12 protein-coding genes and 1 pseudogene are annotated in these 19,245 nt (G+C 54.2%); 5 read left to right on the forward strand and 8 right to left on the reverse strand.

Annotated features, from left to right (window positions below; all coding sequences use genetic code 11):
* Nucleotides 1-140 precede the first annotated feature (140 nt).
* The 3 genes and pseudogenes from ENI00_RS07230 to ENI00_RS07240 all read right to left on the reverse strand — a co-directional run.
* A pseudogene (locus tag ENI00_RS07230) lies at nt 141-386 on the reverse strand (flavodoxin family protein); the annotation flags it as partial.
* Between the two features lie 26 nt (nt 387-412).
* Nucleotides 413-1,465, reverse strand: coding sequence for a recombinase RecA (gene recA / locus ENI00_RS07235; protein ID WP_304100863.1), 1,053 nt, complete (start codon nt 1,463-1,465; stop codon nt 413-415).
* A gap of 164 nt (nt 1,466-1,629) precedes the next feature.
* On the reverse strand, nt 1,630-2,130 hold the full coding sequence (locus ENI00_RS07240) for a CinA family protein (protein WP_304100864.1): 501 nt from the start codon (nt 2,128-2,130) through the stop codon (nt 1,630-1,632).
* 82 nt (nt 2,131-2,212) lie between these two features.
* Between ENI00_RS07240 and mutS the strand changes: the two genes are divergently transcribed.
* Together mutS and fdxA are read left to right on the forward strand one after the other, a co-directional pair.
* The gene (gene mutS / locus ENI00_RS07245) at nt 2,213-4,822 is read left to right on the forward strand and encodes a DNA mismatch repair protein MutS (protein WP_304100866.1); all 2,610 of its coding nucleotides are present in this window, start codon (nt 2,213-2,215) and stop codon (nt 4,820-4,822) included.
* A gap of 148 nt (nt 4,823-4,970) precedes the next feature.
* Nucleotides 4,971-5,294: a ferredoxin FdxA gene (fdxA, locus tag ENI00_RS07250; RefSeq protein WP_304100869.1), complete on the forward strand. Its 324-nt coding sequence runs from the start codon at nt 4,971-4,973 to the stop codon at nt 5,292-5,294.
* 61 nt (nt 5,295-5,355) lie between these two features.
* Here the strand turns inward: fdxA and ENI00_RS07255 are convergent, their stop codons facing one another.
* The 4 genes from ENI00_RS07255 to ENI00_RS07270 all read right to left on the reverse strand — a co-directional run bounded on the left by ENI00_RS07255 (nt 5,356) and on the right by ENI00_RS07270 (nt 10,229).
* Nucleotides 5,356-5,988, reverse strand: a complete 633-nt coding sequence (locus ENI00_RS07255) for a LysE family translocator (protein ID WP_304100871.1) — start codon at nt 5,986-5,988, stop codon at nt 5,356-5,358.
* 18 nt (nt 5,989-6,006) lie between these two features.
* Entirely contained in the window at nt 6,007-7,062 is a 1,056-nt protein-coding gene (locus ENI00_RS07260) for a hypothetical protein (protein ID WP_414674226.1), read from the reverse strand.
* 9 nt (nt 7,063-7,071) lie between these two features.
* The gene (locus ENI00_RS07265) at nt 7,072-8,700 is read right to left on the reverse strand and encodes an acyl-CoA synthetase (RefSeq protein ID WP_304100874.1); all 1,629 of its coding nucleotides are present in this window, start codon (nt 8,698-8,700) and stop codon (nt 7,072-7,074) included.
* A gap of 98 nt (nt 8,701-8,798) precedes the next feature.
* The gene (locus tag ENI00_RS07270) at nt 8,799-10,229 is read right to left on the reverse strand and encodes a PLP-dependent aminotransferase family protein (protein WP_349740392.1); all 1,431 of its coding nucleotides are present in this window, start codon (nt 10,227-10,229) and stop codon (nt 8,799-8,801) included.
* 227 nt (nt 10,230-10,456) lie between these two features.
* Between ENI00_RS07270 and ENI00_RS07275 the strand changes: the two genes are divergently transcribed.
* The 3 genes from ENI00_RS07275 (at nt 10,457) to ENI00_RS07285 (ending at nt 12,796) form a co-directional block, all read left to right on the forward strand.
* Nucleotides 10,457-10,738 (forward strand): hypothetical protein, encoded by a 282-nt coding sequence (locus ENI00_RS07275; protein WP_304100878.1) that lies wholly within the window; start codon nt 10,457-10,459, stop codon nt 10,736-10,738.
* A complete protein-coding gene (locus ENI00_RS07280; RefSeq protein ID WP_304100880.1) occupies nt 10,735-11,541 on the forward strand; it encodes a PhzF family phenazine biosynthesis protein in 807 nt (268 codons plus the stop codon). The genes ENI00_RS07275 and ENI00_RS07280 overlap by 4 nt, the downstream gene beginning before the upstream one ends.
* 61 nt (nt 11,542-11,602) lie before the next feature.
* Nucleotides 11,603-12,796, forward strand: coding sequence for an NAD(P)/FAD-dependent oxidoreductase (locus ENI00_RS07285; protein WP_304100882.1), 1,194 nt, complete (start codon nt 11,603-11,605; stop codon nt 12,794-12,796).
* Nucleotides 12,797-12,983: 187 nt separating this feature from the next.
* Here the strand turns inward: ENI00_RS07285 and ENI00_RS07290 are convergent, their stop codons facing one another.
* Entirely contained in the window at nt 12,984-18,905 is a 5,922-nt protein-coding gene (locus ENI00_RS07290) for a DUF4011 domain-containing protein (RefSeq protein WP_304100884.1), read from the reverse strand.
* Between the last annotated feature and the right edge of the window lie 340 nt (nt 18,906-19,245).

The following is a 19,245-nucleotide window of genomic DNA, read 5'->3' on the forward strand; positions in this document are numbered from 1 at the left end:
CAAGTGGCCGTTATAAGTGAAGGTTAATCTCTTAACTTGAGAGACCACGCCACACCCCTTTATTTTTATGAGTCAGTGGTTATAACATCATCCTCAGCCCTTTTGGGCAACAAATTCATTAGATTAAATAGCACTTACGAAAAGAAATCTTTGAGCGCGCCACTCATATAACCGAGATTTTCAGTGGTACCAAGGATAATGGCGTCGCAGGCGAGAACATCTTCCGGGCCCGCATCAAGGGGTGCCAACACGGTTACTTCCACGTTTTCAATATCTTCGTGGCTTGCACCCTGCGCAATGGCATCGCGCAGGGTAAGCGTATTAGGAGAGGGCGCGTGAGAAACAATAAGTAATTGCTTTTTGCGATCCACAGCGCATCTCTCCATCTAGCCCGCCACATAGCCCGTATAGCTTAGATCAGTTCACCATCCGCTTCTGCCGGTGCTTCAGCTGCCTCCGCGTCTTTTTTGGAAACCGGCTTCGGCATCAGCCTGTCACGCACGCTGGCCTCAATTTCCTTGGCAACATCCATATTCTCTTCAAGAAACTTACAGGCATTGGCTTTACCCTGGCCGATTTTATCGCCTTTGTAGGCGTACCAGGCGCCGGCCTTGTCCACAAAGCCTTCTTTAACGCCCATATCGAGCACTTCAGCCATTTGGTAAATGCCCTTGCCGTAAAGAATCTGGAACTCGGCCTGCCGGAAAGGTGGGGACACCTTGTTTTTAACGACCTTGACGCGGGTCTCGTTACCTATAACCTCATCCCCTTCCTTTACCGCACCGATCCGGCGGATATCAAGGCGTACAGATGCGTAGAATTTCAGGGCGTTACCGCCAGTCGTCGTTTCGGGGCTACCAAACATCACACCGATCTTCATACGGATCTGGTTGATAAAGACCAGCAAACAGTTGGAGTGCTTCACGTTACCCGTGAGCTTACGCAGAGCCTGGGACATCAAGCGGGCCTGCAAGCCGACATGACTGTCACCCATTTCGCCTTCAATTTCAGCTTTCGGTGTAAGGGCGGCAACCGAGTCAACAACAATCACGTCTACCGCGTTGGAGCGCACGAGCATGTCGACAATTTCCAGAGCCTGTTCCCCGGTATCCGGCTGGGAAACCAGAAGGTCATCTACGTTAACACCCAGTTTTTCGGCGTAAATAGGGTCAAGAGCGTGCTCGGCATCAATAAAGGCACAGGTCTTACCGGCTTTTTGCGCCTCGGCGATAACCTGCAGAGTCAACGTTGTTTTACCGGAGCTTTCAGGTCCGTAAACTTCAACAACCCGGCCGTAAGGCAGACCACCTATACCCAGAGCAACGTCCAGCCCGAGAGAGCCCGTGGAAACCGCAGGCATGGCTTCGCGGGGCTGGTCGCCCATTTTCATGATTGCGCCTTTACCGAACTGGCGTTCAATCTGGCCCAGCGCTGCGCTCAATGCTTTTTTGCGGTTGTCTTCCATCAGTGCAAACCCTCTGTTGCCTTGGCCTCCGGCACGATATAACACGCCGGCGGAGAGATAATGAATTGGAATCTGAACAGTGGCTACAGTCAAATTCCTGTATATTTGAACAGTATTAAAACATACCCCGGGAGCGAGACCAACCCCTGTTATTGTGAAAACATTCAGGTCTTCTCCAAAAAGCCGCTAACACCTTGCAAGGCAAAGAGAACTGCCTTTCGCCTTACTTCATCGCGATCGCCACTGAAGTGCCGAACGACAGCCTCTGTGCTGCTCACACTGCCGCCCCAGGCAAACCAGACGGTTCCTACGGGCTTGTCTTTACTGCCCCCTCCGGGGCCCGCCACACCGCTAACAGCCACGGCGACATCCGCGCCGGTTGTGGCGAGTGCGCCTGCAACCATTTCGCGGACAACCGGCTCGCTGACGGCACCGTGATTATCCAGAGACGCACGGGTTACCCCGAGCAGCGTGTGTTTTAATCCATTACTGTACGTAACCAGGCCGCCTAATACATAGGCTGATGAGCCGGCCCTGTCTGTCAGCACCTTGGCAACCCAGCCGCCAGTGCAGCTTTCAGCGGTTACCAGCGTATGGCCCGCGGCCAACAGCCGCTCGGCCAAATGATGTCCGGCTTGTTCGAGTTCGTGGTCACTGGCAGGCATAATGATCTCCTTCGTTTCATCACGGGCGTTATTTTCTTACAATCCGTGGCTTCACCCAAAGCAAGATTATCCGGACTCGTCCATGCCAGCAGCCCAGAACGATTTTTCCAAGCACACACCCATGATGCAGCAATATCTCAAAATCAAGGGTGAGCATCCGGACGAGCTCGTATTTTACCGCATGGGTGATTTTTACGAGCTGTTTTACGACGATGCCAAAAAAGCCGCAGAGCTGATGAACATCACCCTCACTGCAAGGGGGCAGTCCGGCGGTAACCCGATTCCCATGGCGGGCATCCCGTTTCATGCATCCGAAGGTTACATTGCCCGGCTGGTGCGGGCAGGTCAATCCATCGCCATCTGCGAACAGATCGGTGATCCTGCCACCAGCAAAGGGCCGGTTGATCGCCAAGTGGTGAGAATTGTTACTCCTGGCACCCTGAGTGATGACGCCTATCTGGAGGACCGGCGCGATAACCTGCTGGTCGCAATATTTCATCACCGCGAACAGTTCGGTTTTGCCTCACTGGATATTTCCAGCGGCCGATTTGTGGTGTCCGAACTGGATAACCTGGAGGCGCTGCAAGGAGAGCTGCAGCGTTTGCGCCCTGCGGAGATACTGATCAGTGAAGACTTTCCGTTTGAGGAAGTGCTGACCGGCTTTACCGGCGTTCGCCGCCAGGGGCCCTGGCTGTTTGAGGGCGATACAGCTCGCCGCGTTATCACCCAGCAATTACAGGTTCGCGACCTCACGGGCTTTGGTTGCGAAGACCTCAGCCTGGCTATTTGTGCCGCCGGCTGTCTTTTGCAGTACGCAAAAGAAACCCAGCGCACCGCCCTGCCCCACATCCGCAAGTTAACCCGGGAGCGCCGCGACGAAGCGGTGATTCTCGATGCTACGAGTCGCCGGAATCTGGAAATTGACGTCAACCTTATGGGCGGTCAGCAGCACACTCTGGCCTGGGTGATGGATAAAACCGCAACCTCTATGGGCGGCCGGGAGTTGCGGCGCTGGCTGAATCGTCCGCTGCGAAATGTAGACGTGGTGAAGCAGCGACAGCAAGCCGTATCCGCCCTGCTTGAAGGCTTTCTTTACGAACCGGTACACGATCTTTTAAAAGCCGTGGGCGACATTGAACGTGTACTGGCCCGCGTGGCACTGCGTTCAGCTCGCCCAAGAGATCTCGCCCGCTTGCGGGATGCGTTTCTGGTGCTGCCGGATCTGCAAGAAACACTGAAGCCCGTCAGCTCTCAACACATTGCCAAACTGGCCGCCGCAATTGGTGAGTATCCCGAGTTGGCCGGCATGCTGGAGCGCGCCCTTATCGACAATCCGCCGGTTGTCATCCGGGAGGGCGGAGTGATCCGTGAGGGTTTTGATGGCGCACTGGATGAGTTGCGCAACATCAGTGAAAACGCGGGCCAGTACCTGCTGGATGTGGAAACCCGGGAGAAAGAACGCACGGGCATAAGCACGCTGAAGGTTGGCTACAACCGCGTGCATGGCTACTACATTGAAATCAGCCGAGCCCAATCGGCTCAAGCGCCGGTTGATTACATTCGCCGCCAGACACTGAAAAACGCTGAACGCTTTATTACGCCCGAACTGAAAGAATTCGAGGATAAAGCCCTGAGCGCCAAAAGCCGGGCCCTTACCAGAGAAAAAGCCCTGTACGATGAGGTGCTAGAAACCGTCGCGGGACAACTTGCGCCGCTTCAGGATGCGGCACAGGCGTTGGCAGAGCTCGATGTCATCAGCAACTTTGCCGAACGTGCAACTACATTGCGCTTTGCCGCACCCGAGTTCCGCGATGCCCCCGGGTTTGATATTGAAGATGGCAGGCATCCGGTGGTGGAACAGCTTCTTGATGAGCCTTTCGTGCCCAACAACCTGCTGATGGACACTCAGCGCCGGATGCTGGTGATTACCGGCCCTAACATGGGCGGCAAGTCCACCTACATGCGCCAGGCAGCCTTGATCTCCCTGTTGGCCTACACCGGGAGCTTCGTGCCCGCTAACCGAGCCAAACTTGGACCGATAGACCGTATATTCACCCGCATGGGGTCGTCGGATGACATTGCCGGTGGGCGATCGACCTTCATGGTGGAAATGACTGAGACCGCCAACATTCTGCACAACGCCACCGAGCTCAGCCTGGTGCTGATGGACGAAATAGGCCGTGGCACCAGCACGTTTGATGGCTTGTCCCTGGCTTGGGCCACAGCAGAGCATCTGGCAAAAGAAACACGCTGCTACACGCTGTTTGCCACACACTATTTTGAACTCACACAGCTGGCAGACGACCTTGAACACGCTGTGAACGTGCATTTGACGGCCACCGAACACGACGACAGCATTGTATTCCTGCACAATGTGCACGAAGGCCCGGCCAGCCAGAGCTACGGCTTGCAGGTGGCGAAACTGGCTGGCGTGCCTCAAAGCGTCATCGGGAACGCCAAAGCGCAACTGGCCCTGCTCGAAGGCAGCGCAACCCCCGCGCCCTCATTAGCCGCTGGGCCCAGCCAGAAACGAGCAGCAGAACCCACTCATGCCGTTTATCAGGGTGATATGTTTGCCAGTTCACAGCCAAGCGCTGTAGACGAAGCACTCCAAAGCCTTGATCTGGACGGGTTGTCACCCAGAGACGCGCTGAATCGGCTTTACGAACTGAAAGAATTGCTTAAAAACTGAGAGGGAGTTGATCTGGGTAATAAGGTTATATCCGGCAAACGCTTGCGGCTGTGCGGGCCGCTCCCTACAATATCGCCCATCAAAATAGAACCATGGAGCCTAGCCGAACGCTCCGGATGAGATTGACCACTGGACCAGGGATCTGATTATGGCGTTTATCGTTACCGATAACTGCATCAAGTGCAAATACACAGACTGCGTGGAAGTATGCCCGGTAGACTGTTTCTACGAAGGCCCGAATTTTCTGGTGATCGACCCGGATGAGTGTATCGATTGTGCCCTGTGCGAGCCCGAATGCCCGGCCGAAGCCATTTTCTCGGAAGACGAACTGCCTGCCGATCAGGAGCAATTCGTAGAACTCAACGCCGATCTTGCCGGTAAGTGGCCCAACATCACCGAGAAGAAAGATCCCCCGGCAGACGCAGCAGACTGGGATGGCAAGCCCAACAAGCTGCAGTATCTGGAGAAGTAATTATTAGTGATCAACGGTTATAAAGACTGACCAGGGCCGACTAACGCAACTCAAGCGCCAGTCAATTGCTCGCAAGCCTTGCCCCCATTGCGATGAAGAACCCCCCGGTCAGTCCATTGAGCAGCCGCTTAACGCGCACACCAACGCCCAGGCCGCGAAAACGCACCACCGCCCAAGCCAGTCCGCACTGCCAGACCATTGCCATCACGAAATGCACCCCTGCAAGTATCAACGACTGCTGAAAAGCGCTTCCTGACGGGTCCACAAACTGAGGCAACAACGCCATATAAAAGAGCGCCGTTTTAGGGTTGAGCACATTGGAAAGCAAGCCTTCTCGAAACGACACGTGCACAGGAACACTGCGGCGAGAAACCGACCGTGATTCTGCACCGGTATCGGGCTCGTGCTTCATGGCCCGCCGAAGTGAACTCAAGCCAAGCCAAATCAGGTAGCAGGCTCCGGCCCACTTCAGCGCAGAAAATGCCCAGGCCGTCTCAAGCAACAACAGAGAAATCCCCAGCGCTGAGAGGGTGGCGTGAATAAACAAACCGCTGCAAATGCCGATACTGGTCACACCGCCATCCCGAAAGCCGCCGCGGCCGGCGTTGCGCATAACCAAAAGCGTATCCACGCCCGGCGTTACCGTCAGCAAACTTATGGCAATCAGGTACGCCCAGAAAAGCTCAGAAACCACACCGGCCTCCTTTCGTTTTTATGCAAGAATTTTACGGGCTGGCGCGGAGTTGTAAAAGGCGGCAAGCCGCCGACGCAAAAGCGCCTCAACGTACCCCTCCTCCCGGAGAACATCTATCACCGGAATCGCCCAGGCGTTTACTTCGGCCATAATCACCTCACGGGTAACACCAAGGTCACCGAGTAGATCGCTGAGCGGCCGATCACCGTATTTTACGAACAGGTGCGCAACCGCAGCCTGGGCGCAGCCGTCAAAACAGGCCGTTTTCCGGAACCGCAACCAGAACTCATAGCCCAACACCACAAACGTTTGCAGCTCAGCGTCTCCCAACCCTTCGCGCAGCTCCGCAAGCGTTCGATCCTCGGTAGCAAGCCAGGCCGCCATAACCGTATCCCGCACCTCATCATCACACAGCGCCCGTTGCAAGAACTGCTCACTGCGGCCAATCAACCCGGGCAGGCTGTCCGAAAGCCAGGATTTGAAACGGCGCTCAAAGGTTTCATCCAGCCCTGGCATCGCCTTGTTGGCCATACGCTTACCAAACTTCATCATGGAGCCAACGCCGGGGACCGACTTGGTGATCAGGTTGTCTTCGTACAGATAATTGATCACACCCTGATACACCACGTTCGAAATCAGCTCCTGGTAAACCGGGTGCGCCATGATGTTGCTGATCATTTGCTCCCGCTGGCCCCTGAGCTCAAGCAACTCTTCAACAAAACCGGCGGCCTGGTCCCGGGCGATGACATCGCCCAAGGTCGTCGTTGCCTGAACCGGTGCATTCAGCACTTCATTGGCCATCTCGCCCGCCAATTCAGGAATGCCTGCGTCGAGCTCCATGTTTACGACAACGCGCTGAATCGTTGCCATCACCTGCTGCTCCGAGGCTATGCGATTCAGCGTGACATCACCCGCAAGATCAAGTAGCTCGCCGACTTCCTGTTTCAAAAATGTCCGCAGCTTTGCGCCCTTCAGTGCTGCCAACTCGTGCTTCACATGCAATTCAAGCAGTTTATTGGCTGGATCGGTTTTGTCTCCGGTCATCTTGTTGACGGCCTCGCTGAGGTTGTACACATCAGGACATCATTCCAGATCTTTGGCCTGATCCCTGAGTACAAACTTTTGGATTTTCCCGGTGGACGTTTTCGGCAACTCGGAGAAAACAACCGTCTTGGGCACTTTGAAACGTGCCAGATGTTCGCGACAAAAATCGATAATATCGGCCTCGCTGACATCTCCCGCTTCTGGTTTTAACGTGACGAACGCACAAGGCGTTTCGCCCCATTTTTCATCCGGGCGAGCCACCACCGCCGCCTCCATAACGGAGGGATGCCGGTATAACGCATCCTCCACCTCGATGGTGGAAATGTTCTCGCCGCCCGAAATAATGATATCTTTCAGGCGATCCTTGATTTCCAGATAGCCGTCTTCGTGCCACACGGCCAGATCGCCGGTGTGAAACCAGCCGCCTCGAAAAGCCTCTTCGGTGGCTTTCGGATTCTTCAGATACCCTTTCATCACGGTGTTACCGCGCAAAAAGATCTCGCCAATGGTTTTACCATCTTTGGGAACCGCTTCCATGGTTTCGATATCACCGACCATGGTGCCCGCAAGCGTGTGATAGCGCACGCCCTGGCGGGCTTTAATCTTCGCGCGATCGTGCAAGGGCAATTCGTCCCACTCAGCTTTCCAGGCACACACGGTGACCGGCCCATACACTTCTGTCAGGCCGTATACGTGGGTCACTTTGATGCCCATTTCCTCGATGGCACCAATAACCTGGGCCGGAGGCGCCGCACCTGCCGTCATGGCGCGAACTTCGTGGTCAATACCCGCCTTGTGCTCGGGCGGCACATTCAGCAATGCGTTGAGCACAATCGGCGCACCGCACATGTGGGAGACCCTGTGTTCTTTGATCAGCTGCAGGATTTTTACCGGGTCTACCCGGCGCAAGCACACGTGAGTACCCGCCACGGCAGCAATCGTCCAGGGAAAACACCAGCCGTTGCAGTGGAACATCGGCAACGTCCACAAGTACACCGGATGCATGCCCATTGACCATACGGTTTGGTTGCCCAACGCGTTCAAGTAAGCGCCACGATGGTGATACACCACCCCTTTGGGGTTGCCGGTAGTTCCGGAGGTGTAATTCAGAGAGATGGCGTCCCATTCGTTGTCAGGGAACTGCCACGGAAACTGAGGATCGCCTTCCGTAAGAAACGCCTCATAATCCAGATCGCTGGCTTGCACACCTTCGCCGTATTCCGGGTCGTCCACGTCGATAATCAAGGGCTTGTTTTCGAGGCGACTGATCGCGTCACGCATCACCTCGCCAAATTCGCGATCCACAATCACCGCCTTCGCTTCGCCGTGCTCCAGCATGTAGGTAATGGTCTCTGCGTCCAGCCGGATATTCAGCGCGTTCAAGACGGCGCCCGCCATGGGCACGCCAAAATGACACTCCACCATGGCCGGAATGTTGGGCAGCATGGCCGCCACCGTATCACCCTTAACAATCCCTCGACCTTTCAATGCCGATCCCAAACGCCGGGACCGCTCGTAGGTCTGGGCCCAATTATAGCGAACAGCCCCATGAATAATGGAGGGGTAATCCGGATAGACACTGGCGGTGCGTTCAATAAAATCAATCGGGGATTGAACAGCGTAGTTGGCGTCAACAGGCGCAAGGCCCTGATCGAAAATCGAGGTCATTTGGTGGTCCTCACTGCAAGCCTCGGGCCTGCTGGTCTTGTGGTGTATTCGTGGGCATTGCTGCAATCGCTATACTTTCATCCAGCTTGCCTGCGGAGTCAACCGGGCGGCGCCTGACCGCCTTGCGCCAGCTCCTCATGAGCCAATGCCCCAAGCCTGATAATGGCCTGATCTATACGCGCACTCCAGGGATTGCCGCCGTTCAGCCGCAGGCAAGAATCGAACTTGCCTGAAATCGAGAACATCAGGCCAGGTGCCACGTTGATATTTTCTGCCCGGGCGCGATGGTATACGCGGGTGCCGGAAACCCCAGCGGGCAGTTGCACCCAAAGCACAAAGCCACCCTGGGGGCGGCTGACCGCTGTACCAACAGGAAACGACCGCGCCACAGCTGCGCGCAGGCGCTCGGTCGCCTCCCGGTAATGCTGACGAGCAGAACGCAGGTAGCGATCATAACCACCCTGCTCGAGAAAATGCGCAACCGCCAGCTGCGGAATGGACGACGTCGCCAGGTTGGAAAAATACTTTTGCTGCCTGGCACCGGCCATATGGCGCCCGGGCACCATCCAACCCAGCCTCAACCCCGGCGAAATGGTTTTGGAAAAAGAACTGCAGTAGATCACGTTGTCCGCGCGATCATAGGCCTTTGCAGGCCATGGCCGCTCACCCGTGTGATACAGATCACCGTAAATATCGTCCTCAATCAACGGCACTCCGGCGGCGGCAAGCATCGACACCATCTGCTTTTTGCGCTCATCCGGCATTCTGGCGCCCATGGGATTGCTGTGATTGGCCACCACAACACAGGCCTTCAAAGGCCATTGTTCAAGGGCCAGTTGCAAACCTTCAAGGCTAAGACCATCAGAGGGATGGGTCGGAATTTCCATTGCGCGCAACCCGACCACTTCCAGCGCCTGGAGAATGCCGGGGAAAGACGGTGACTCAACCGCCACTATGTCCCCCGGCTGGGTAACCGCGCGCAAGCCCAGAATAATGGCTTCCTGGGCACCGTTGGTAACGAGCACATCACCCGGGGTTATCGGGACGCCCACAGACGCCATGCGTTGGGCAATCTGCCGGCGTAATGACGCCTTGCCCGGAAAGGCATAATCCAACGTTTCCAGCCCTTGCCTCGCCGCCCAGAGCGTGCTCTGCTGAATCTGCCGCAACGGCAAGTAGTCTGCATGGGCAACGGCGGTGGCCAGCGGCACCATGCGCTTTTGCTCATCGGCGCACAGCTCCAGTGTCATCTCACGGGCCGTGACCGGAATCGGACGGCTTCGGTCCCGTTGCATCAAAGGCTCAGGGGCATCCACGGCAGGCAAACGCACAAAATAGCCACTACGCTCCCGGGCCTGAAGATAACCACGGGCTTCAAGCGTCTGATGCCCCTGCAACACCGTCGAAATGCTAACGCCCAACTGCTTGCTCAGCACCCGTACGCCCGGCAGGCGGTCTCCGTCCCGATAAACGCCATCCTGAATAAGTGCCTGAAGCCTGTCTGCCACCTGGTTGTAGAGAACGCCCATCCTGCCTGCCTCGCGAACATAAAGGTTATTGCCCATCAATAAAGCTGTCGCCTTTATTGCAACAGATCGCCAACAGGCAAGAACGGTACAGATAACGGAAAAGATCACCAGTACAGACGCTAAAAACAGCACCCTGTACCGGTTCAAAAACAGATTATCTGAATCTGTTATGCCCGTCAGCCTGGAGAGACAATAACAACATCGCAAACAGAAGAAGGAGTTTCACCATGGGCATAGCAAACTGTCACGCCCCGACCGCAACCCGGAACAATCTTTTTGGCCTGCAGTCCAACGCCCCCGCCCTGTGCGCAGAGGGACTGAACACCAGCCGCCAATGGTTGAAAGATCTCGGATTTTCTATCAACCAATCAGGTCAGGAGCACTGGGTGATAACACACCATAACCCGCTTCCCGAGCTGCATTTCTACAGCGAGCGTGAACTGGCGCAGTTTGCCAGCCACAAGGCTCATCACTACGCTAAGCGTTTGTTTACGGAGGACAGACCATGAAACACCCTATTTATCAGGTAGACGCCTTTACCAGCCAGATTTTCAAGGGTAATCCGGCCGCCGTCATGCCGCTGGAAAAATGGCTTCCAGATGAGACATTGCAAGCTCTGGCAGCGGAGAACAACCTGTCGGAAACTGCGTTTTTTGTGCGCGAGTCTGGCGCTGGCGGGTCAGACTTTCACATCCGCTGGTTTACTCCGAATATCGAGGTGCCTCTTTGCGGGCATGCCACTCTGGCCAGCGCCTGGGTTATTTTCAACAAACTCGGCTGGGCCGAAGAAACGATCCGCTTTCACTCCAAAAGCGGTCCTTTGGGTGTTCAAAAAACCGCTGACAACTGGCTGGTTCTGGACTTCCCCAACTTTTCTGTCGAGGAGCGGGAAACCCCGGCAATCCTCGCAGAAGCCCTTGGGGGTGCGCCCGCAACTGTTTTTTACGTGCCTGCTGATGCAAATTACATGATGGTTCTGGAAAACGAGGCGGCCGTAAAAGCTACGCAACCGGACATGCGCTTACTGCGGGAGCTCGACAACCTGGGCTTGATCGTCACCGCTCCTGGCGAAACAGCCGACTTTGTAAGCCGTTACTTCGCCCCGGGCGCCGGCCTTGATGAAGACCCGGTTACGGGCTCGATTCACAGTGTTCTGGTGCCCTACTGGGCGGAAAAACTGGGCAAGACCCGGCTTGAAGCCCGACAACTCTCAACCCGTGGGGGATTATTGCGCTGCGCGTTGAAAGGTGACCGTGTCGCCATCGCGGGGCAAGCTGCATTTTATATGGAAGGAACGGTTCATCTGGAATGACCCGTAGCCTCGGCCTGAGGCTGGTATACTGCCCGCCACATAAATCAGAGGGCGGGCAGTAATGACGGCAAGTTCCAGCAACCAGTACGACGTGATTATTATCGGTGCCGGCGCCGCCGGCCTGATGTGCGCAGCCACCGCAGGCTACCGCGGGCGCAAGGTGCTGGTAATTGATCATGCCAACAAGCCGGGAAAGAAAATCCTCATGTCTGGTGGCGGGCGCTGTAATTTCACCAATCTCAACAGCACGCCTGCCAATTTTCTATCAGACAACCCGCGCTTTTGCATTTCTGCCCTGAAACGTTATACCCCGCAGAATTTTCTGGATCTTGTTGAACGCCACGGCATTGAACATGAAGAAAAAGCCGCCGGCCAGCTGTTCTGCAAAGACAGCGCGAAAGAAATACTTGCCATGCTGCTGACAGAATGCGATTGGGCGGGTGCTGAAGTTCGCATGAAAACCAGCGTAAAGAGCATCGCCCAAAGCGCTGGGCATTACCGGGTTAACACCAGCTCAGGCGCCCTCACCTGCGAATCTCTGGTTATCGCCTGCGGTGGCCTATCCATCCCCACCATGGGCGCTACGGGCTTCGGCTACGACATTGCCCGGCAATTCGGGCTCACCGTTCTGCCCACCCGGGCCGGGTTGGTGCCCTTCACGCTGCACCCCGAATTGAAGCAGCAACTGGCACCTCTTTCGGGCGTGAGCTGCCCGGTGGAGGCCGCTTGCAACAATCAGCGTTTCCGGGAGCCCATGCTAGTGACGCACCGGGGCCTGAGCGGCCCGTCGATGCTACAGATTTCCAGCTTTTGGCAGCCCGGAGACCCGTTGACGGTCAACCTGTTGCCGGAGCGCAATATCCGTGAAGATCTGGCGTCTCTGCGCAAACAAAAGCCGCAATCATCTCTGGCCCACTATCTTACCCAGCACCTGCCCAAACGCTTCGCCCAGGCATTCAACGAGCTTTTTGGCTGGGAAGGCCCTCTTCAGAGCTACAAAAACAGCGATCTTGAGCAGATGGCCGACACGTTGGCGCAGTGGACCATAAAGCCCGCAGGCACTGAGGGCTACAGAACAGCTGAAGTAACACTGGGCGGAGTAGATACCCGCCAGCTCTCATCAAAAACCATGGCGGCACTGGATCACCCCAACCTCTACTTTATCGGCGAAGTTGTGGACGTGACGGGGCATCTGGGTGGGCACAATTTTCAGTGGGCGTGGGCGTCTGGCGTGGCGGCGGGGCAGGCAACTTGATTCATAGTCCATGAATAATTCCAACTCGAACAGTCACAGTCAGTCTGAGGCCGATCCGCCAAATCTAGAATTTTTTTTTGGTCAAGTTGGAAAACTTCATACTCACGACTAGGACTCTCACTGCGAGGATATTAAAGTCCGCTAGTCTTGCCTGTGTTACTAGCTTGCTCTTTACTTCGCTGCCTAATCAAACTCCGTGAACTCTATCAACCCACGTCTGGAAAGTCTCTGCTGTCGAGCTATGACGACGACCGATCTTAAATTCAGAAAAAAGCCAATCGATCGGATCGTTGGGCTGAGCGGCAAGCGCAGAACGTGCAACACTGACCTGCTCTTGGTAACACAAATCTTTCCAGTCGCGCTCAAGACCAAAAGCGTAAAGGCCTCGCCACGGAATCTCATTGCAAACATCGTCCGGTGATAGCCAAACCGTTGTCTTCTCCTCACCCTCTCGCCATAAGCCTGCCCAACTCTTAATCACGTCGCGAAGATGCTGACGTTGCTTGCGAGAGCTACGATTCAAACCGTGCTTGTGCGCAATATCGAGAGTTAGCTCGTGCAACGTAATCCCGTTTTTGTTCTCTAACACAGACTTGGCCAAGCGGCTCAGATCTAACCGATGATCCGCATGAAAGTAGCGCTCTTTGTCGTAGGTTGGGAGGCCTGCAAGCACGTCATCGTTGACAGGGTGGGCTTCAAAAAGAGGTTCATGCGACGACGCTTGGTGCTGGACTTGAGCAAGTAGATCCGCCTCGGCAGCCCCAGAGTCGATTATAAGTTTAGAATCATTCTCACCAGAGTCAGCGTCAGGCATGCTAGAAGACTCTTGGCCTAGCTCGGCTGACGGCTCAGGCTTGGAAACTAGTGCGGCCTCTGCCTCTGGCTCTGCAACGCCCTTAACTTCACGGCTATCGGCTAACAGCGCCTCCAGCCTTTCGTGGATCTTTTTAATCGCATACTCCGGCTCTTGGAAGTAGTCGGTAGACCATAAACGAACGATCCGCCAGCCAAGATTCTCAAGGATCGCCTGACGCACTCGATCGCGGTCACGCGCTGATGGCGAACTATGGTAGGTAGCTCCGTCGCACTCGACACCAGCGAGGTATTCACCGGGTTTATCTGGATGAATAACACCCAGGTCCACGCGGAATTTAGAAACACCCACCTGTGTCTGAACCTTCCAACCTTTTGCCCGAAGCGACATGGCAACGGCCTGCTCGAAGTCTGAATCGAATTGATCAACACCATGGTTAGCTGAACTGAACTCAGATAGCGCAATCGGTCCGCGCTCGGCGAACTCAAGGTAGTTTTTAAGATGCTCTACCGCCGTAGCTTGTGTCCGCGAGAGATCTATCATGGATGAATCAAAGCTCGAGAAGACCATCACCTCGGTCGTTGCACGCGTTACGGCAACATTTAGCCGGCGCTCACCGCCAGGCTTATTCAAAGGGCCGAAGTTCATGCTCATGGTGCGGCCACTTGGCTCAGTCGGGCCGTAGGTCAGCGATAATACAATAATGTCACGCTCATCACCTTGGACAGACTCAAGGTTTTTAACAAACACAGGATCATAGGTATCCGTTGCAGTAAAAAAGTGTTCGAGTTCAGAGTTTTTACGGCGCGCCTCATCAACGAAATCCTCAACCAAACGCTGTTGCTGCGAGTTGATCGTAACGATACCGATCGAACGCTCTGGCGCGCCATTGATCATGGCTGTGAGACGCTTAACGACCTCTGCAACTACCGCCTGTGCCTCGATTGTATTGGTCCGACCGCGACCTTTAGCATACACACCCTCAACACGGTGCAACGTCACCGCGCTAATTTTTGTTTCCGCTGACGGGAACGTAGTTAGCTGATTCTCGTAGTAGTGCGAGTTTGAGAAAGCGATCAGCGTTTCATGGCGACTGCGGTAGTGACCAGTTAAACGAAGATGCGGCAAACGCGCCGCCAATGCCTGATCCAAGATGGATTCTAGATCACCTTCGTCCGGATCATCTTCCTCTTTGCGCCCAAACGTATTACTCGGTGGCATCTGTTTCGGGTCGCCAACAACGATGACGTTCTTCCCACGCGCGATCGCGCCAACGGCATCCCAAGTGGTGATTTGAGAAGCCTCATCGAATACTACGAGATCAAACAACGCAAAGTCGGCGGGCAAGAATTGTGCGACAGATAGCGGCGACATCATAAAGCAAGGAGTTAGATCAGTGAGAGCGCCCCCCATTTCATTCACTAACGCACGCACAGGTTTGTATCTGGTTTTCTTCGCCAGCTCGCGTGCGAGCACACCATACTCCGCGGGTGTATCTGGGGCGTTACGATCAGGCACGCCGCTAGCTGTCTTAGAAACGATATACTCGGCCGTTGTTGCAGAGACATCAGCGTCAAGCTCACGGAACATCTCAATGGTGGATTCATGAGACGCACCCGCAAACTGAACTAGCGAAGGACTCTGATCTATCAGTTTCGGTGCCAACCATACACACAACGCGGTCATCGCATTGGCTTCACAATCTCGTGGTGCAATAGCGCGAGTTTCTAACATCAGCGATAGTGGTTCAAGTTGGTACTGAGTCGCGCGCTTCTTAGCAGCCAGCCAACGACACCAGCGGCTCAAACGTTCACTCTGTTCCGCCACAACACTGAAGTCAGTCGCGATTTTGCTAAGATCATCGTCAAGGTTAATTGCAATTTTAACGGCTTCAGACTTGTCATTAAGCGCTGCGATGTTCGCCGCTTCCTCAGCTACACGGCGGGCCAGTCCCACTATCTGCGAACTATCGGAGAGAAAATCCCGACCGTCAATTAAATGGCGACGTAACGTACCGATAGGAAGCGTCGGATCCGCAAACGATGCGATAAACGCCTTGAAGAGTTTAAGTGCCCGTGCGCCATCTATAAGCGATCTATTGAGTTGCTCCGGATTTGAATCCACACCGAACCATACTGCCGATCCTTCGAGCTCTGCGGCACTAATTTTAAGCTGTCTGAGCGTTTCACGCGCGGCAACTGATGACTCAATAATCCTGAGATCTGCAATCTTTTCAAGCCCTTTCGCACGCATCGTTTTGCGTAGGCTATGACGCTTCAAAAAACCAAAGAGTCCGGTCGCTTCGTTGCGTTGCTGGATCCATTGATCCCATTCATACTCATCAAGCATCGTCCATTTAAGGCCGTGACCAAACTCATTTATCTGGTCATGCAACTTGGTATGCAAAGAAATGCTATCGCTCAACGCTCTAACGCGAGAAGGGCCACCCCCCTGAAGTGCAAAATCGACATCACCATTTATCGCAAGGTCACAAAGTTCAGCCAAACCCGAAAGCTGAACGAGTTTGGCCGGTGAGATATGCTCTAGGGGTATCGCTAGCGCCTCCAGTAAGGCCTCAGCGCTTGCACGCGCTCTATTCGTCGCGGTGTGCATTCCGTTAGCAAACGCAACCACTGAAGTACGCCACCGGTTTGAAAATTCTAGCTGGGTGATCGATCCAAAATTAGCAGGATCGAGATCTTCAACTTCTCCAAAAGCGATACCTAGCTCCCTTGCGGTTGCCAAGTACGGATCAAGATCGGCTTTTGTCCTAACGGGCGCGTGGCTTTGATCATCGGGCCAGTCTAGGCGCAACGGGTGCTCATACGAGAAGCGTACGACCCGCGCCATTGCACCACGAGCAGATAACCCGAGCGCATGGTGACGATGAAGCTCTGCCACATAGTTATTCAATCCGTGACGGACTTTCTCTAACCTCTGCGCCTTCGATATCCAATCACTCTGCGTAGTGCCTTCTCGCTGCGTCCATGCCGCACCCAACTGATCGAGCACCGACTTTTTGTTTGCCTTGTTCGAGTGTAACTCCAAACACAAGTGCGCTAGCCCGACTTTCTCCATGCGGCGGTAAACGACCTGAAGTGCGGCCATCTTCTCGGCCACAAAGAGCACTTTTCGCCCCAAGGCTAAGTTGTGACAGATGATGTTCGCAATGGTTTCTGACTTACCCGTGCCCGGCGGGCCTTCAAGTACGAAGTCTTGTGGGTGAGACGAAGCATCAACCGCAACCATCTGAGATGAGTCACAGTTGAGCGGCGCGTAGAACGACTCAGGCCTGATCTTTTCGTCCACTTCGCCACGCTCAACAAAGACACTCTCCTGCTTGTAGGCATCAGATGGATGATCAACAACATGCTCTACAAACGGGCTTTGTTTAAGTAATTCGGTGCGATCGCGCAGATCTTTCCACATGAGGTACTTCGCAAAGGAGAAAGAACCAAGAACAATCTCTTCAACGACAATAAATCCTGGCTGATCCTGAATCGCTGCTCGAACGATATTCCAAATCTCTTCTACATCCACACCGGATTCATCTTCAGGGAGTTCGTGGCGTAGCCGGTCAAGATTAATATCGTAATCGGTCTGAAGCATTTCAATGAGCGTTAGGTTAAAAATCGACTCTTCATCGGGAAGCTGACGCATTTTTACCTTAGCCTGTGCGCTGCGACGTTCAAGCTTGACCGGTAATAGAATTAGTGGTGCACGGAAGGACTTTTCACTCTCCGGTGTCTCTTTCCATCGAAGCATACCGATCGCTAGGAAGAGCGTATTACTCCCACCCTCTTCCAGATCGTTCTTTGCTTTTCTAAGAAGCTCAACGAGCTTTGTGTCTTTGCGTTTTGACGTGTCGTTAACGATGAGCGTTTTGTTATGGAGTTGCTGCACCGCAAACTCCTTGTGCAAATCCTCGCCCGAGCTGAGACGAAATGCCTCAGTACTGCGCTCGTTGTCACCAAGTGGCGTTTCTTCCGCTGCGACAAAGCTAAAGATTTCGTCGGCCGCGAGCATATCTTCGAGCGTACCAAGATCAGGACAGAAGAGCTTCAGAGCTGAGCTTTTTACATTGAGAAGTGGGTTGCGCTTTGTTAAATCCAGCAACTTGCGCTGCCACATATCAACGCGAGTTTCAGGTGTCTCTTCATAGACACGATCGTCACCACGCACCGGTGGTAACGGCGGCGGCGCATCTATACCTATGGTCGCACCTAGCGCTTCATCTTCGCCCCCGTTAAGCGTATTTGTTGTAGATATTTCTTCGATGATTCCTATCGGTTTCACACGGCGAGCTCGCGCCTGCTTGATGTCGACCAGCATCACAAACTCAGATTCCTGATCCTCTTCCAATAAAGTCTTAGCACGATCAATAGCTTGTTTAAATGTCACAGGCGAGTCGTTGGTGACTACCGTCGTTTCGAACATCACGATGTCAGACGTATCCATGCGCTTACGGAGATCAATCGGATCGTCATTGGTGAGCAAGGGGAAGCACTCATCAATCAACCAAAAGCCTGCGAACGCGTGTGTCCTGGTTAATGCGATTACAGGGTTCAACCCCATATTTTCAAGGCAACTAGCAAACAGGACTGAGGTATCGAGACAAGCTGCGGTCTTGTGCTCCAATATATCTGCGGCAGGACGAATACGCTGACCGCGTTCGGCCCAACCGCTCGGTGGCGACAGATAGGTAAGACGCTCGTTAAAGAGCGTTGACCAGAGCGCGGCACCAAATAAGAACGGTCGCTCACGAGTATTAGATTGATAACCGTTGATAGCACTGTCTTGTCCGGCTTTGCGAAGCCCCTGCGCGACTTTAGCAGTTAGCGCTTCAACCGTATGAATATTGGGCTGAACAAATGCGCCTAGCAGTTCAGCTTGACGCGATTCACCGCCCCAGTAGTCGGCAGGCAAAAAGCTGACTTCATGATGCGACGAGAGTTCACGTGTCTGCCCGTCACTATCAACGTAAGACACTGCGAACTTTAACTGAACCAGCATCTCTTCCGTTAGACCCGATAACTTATCAAAGTAAGGTTTTAACGGTCGATCTTGTAGTTTCGTGGACTGCCCTGCTTCAAGGCGATCTATGAGCCATTCTTCAGGTTCAAAGAAGATGGGGTCGCTGGTCAGACGAACACGGATATCCGTGACGGGCTTTGAAGACTCGCGCTCGACTGCAACTGGCACTGATATAAGCATTCGTTTCAGTAATGGGTAGGCATTCTGTTGCGCCGCCAGGGAAAAAGTTGAAGCAACTTCGCTGTTGAGATACAGCTCCATACCAACATCCTTATTATATTTTTACGCGTATGTTGTCTTCCCAGCAGGCAAGCATTTGCTAGCAACCTCAAGCATTTCGTTCAGTCTATAGCCCAATAATAAGGCTCTCAAGTGCCTTTAGCTGAACCAGCTCATAAGTCTAATGTAATCGAAAGCTAAAACTCGTCGCAACCTTCTGGGCCGTGTTAAGTATGCCTGTAGTGGTTCAATGATTCCGGACACCAACTTAGGTGGTAATATCGCCACCATAAGCGAGGTGTCTGATGACCAGGAAACGACGTTCTTTCACGCCAGAGTTCAAACAGGAAGCGGCCTGTTTGGTGCTTGATCAGGGCTACTC

Origin of the sequence: Marinobacter antarcticus (assembly GCF_011049865.1) — a bacterium.
Lineage (GTDB): Bacteria > Pseudomonadota > Gammaproteobacteria > Pseudomonadales > Oleiphilaceae > Marinobacter > Marinobacter antarcticus_A.

Coding starts and splice junctions, on each gene's coding strand:
- mutS (WP_304100866.1), top strand. CDS start 2,213: ATGCCAGCAGCCCAGAACGATTTTTCCAAGCACACACCCATGATGCAG.
- fdxA (WP_304100869.1), top strand. CDS start 4,971: ATGGCGTTTATCGTTACCGATAACTGCATCAAGTGCAAATACACAGAC.
- ENI00_RS07265 (WP_304100874.1), bottom strand. CDS start 8,700: ATGACCTCGATTTTCGATCAGGGCCTTGCGCCTGTTGACGCCAACTAC.
- ENI00_RS07290 (WP_304100884.1), bottom strand. CDS start 18,905: ATGGAGCTGTATCTCAACAGCGAAGTTGCTTCAACTTTTTCCCTGGCG.
- ENI00_RS07240 (WP_304100864.1), bottom strand. CDS start 2,130: ATGCCTGCCAGTGACCACGAACTCGAACAAGCCGGACATCATTTGGCC.
- ENI00_RS07280 (WP_304100880.1), top strand. CDS start 10,735: ATGAAACACCCTATTTATCAGGTAGACGCCTTTACCAGCCAGATTTTC.
- ENI00_RS07275 (WP_304100878.1), top strand. CDS start 10,457: ATGGGCATAGCAAACTGTCACGCCCCGACCGCAACCCGGAACAATCTT.
- recA (WP_304100863.1), bottom strand. CDS start 1,465: ATGGAAGACAACCGCAAAAAAGCATTGAGCGCAGCGCTGGGCCAGATT.
- ENI00_RS07270 (WP_349740392.1), bottom strand. CDS start 10,229: ATGGGCGTTCTCTACAACCAGGTGGCAGACAGGCTTCAGGCACTTATT.
- ENI00_RS07285 (WP_304100882.1), top strand. CDS start 11,603: ATGACGGCAAGTTCCAGCAACCAGTACGACGTGATTATTATCGGTGCC.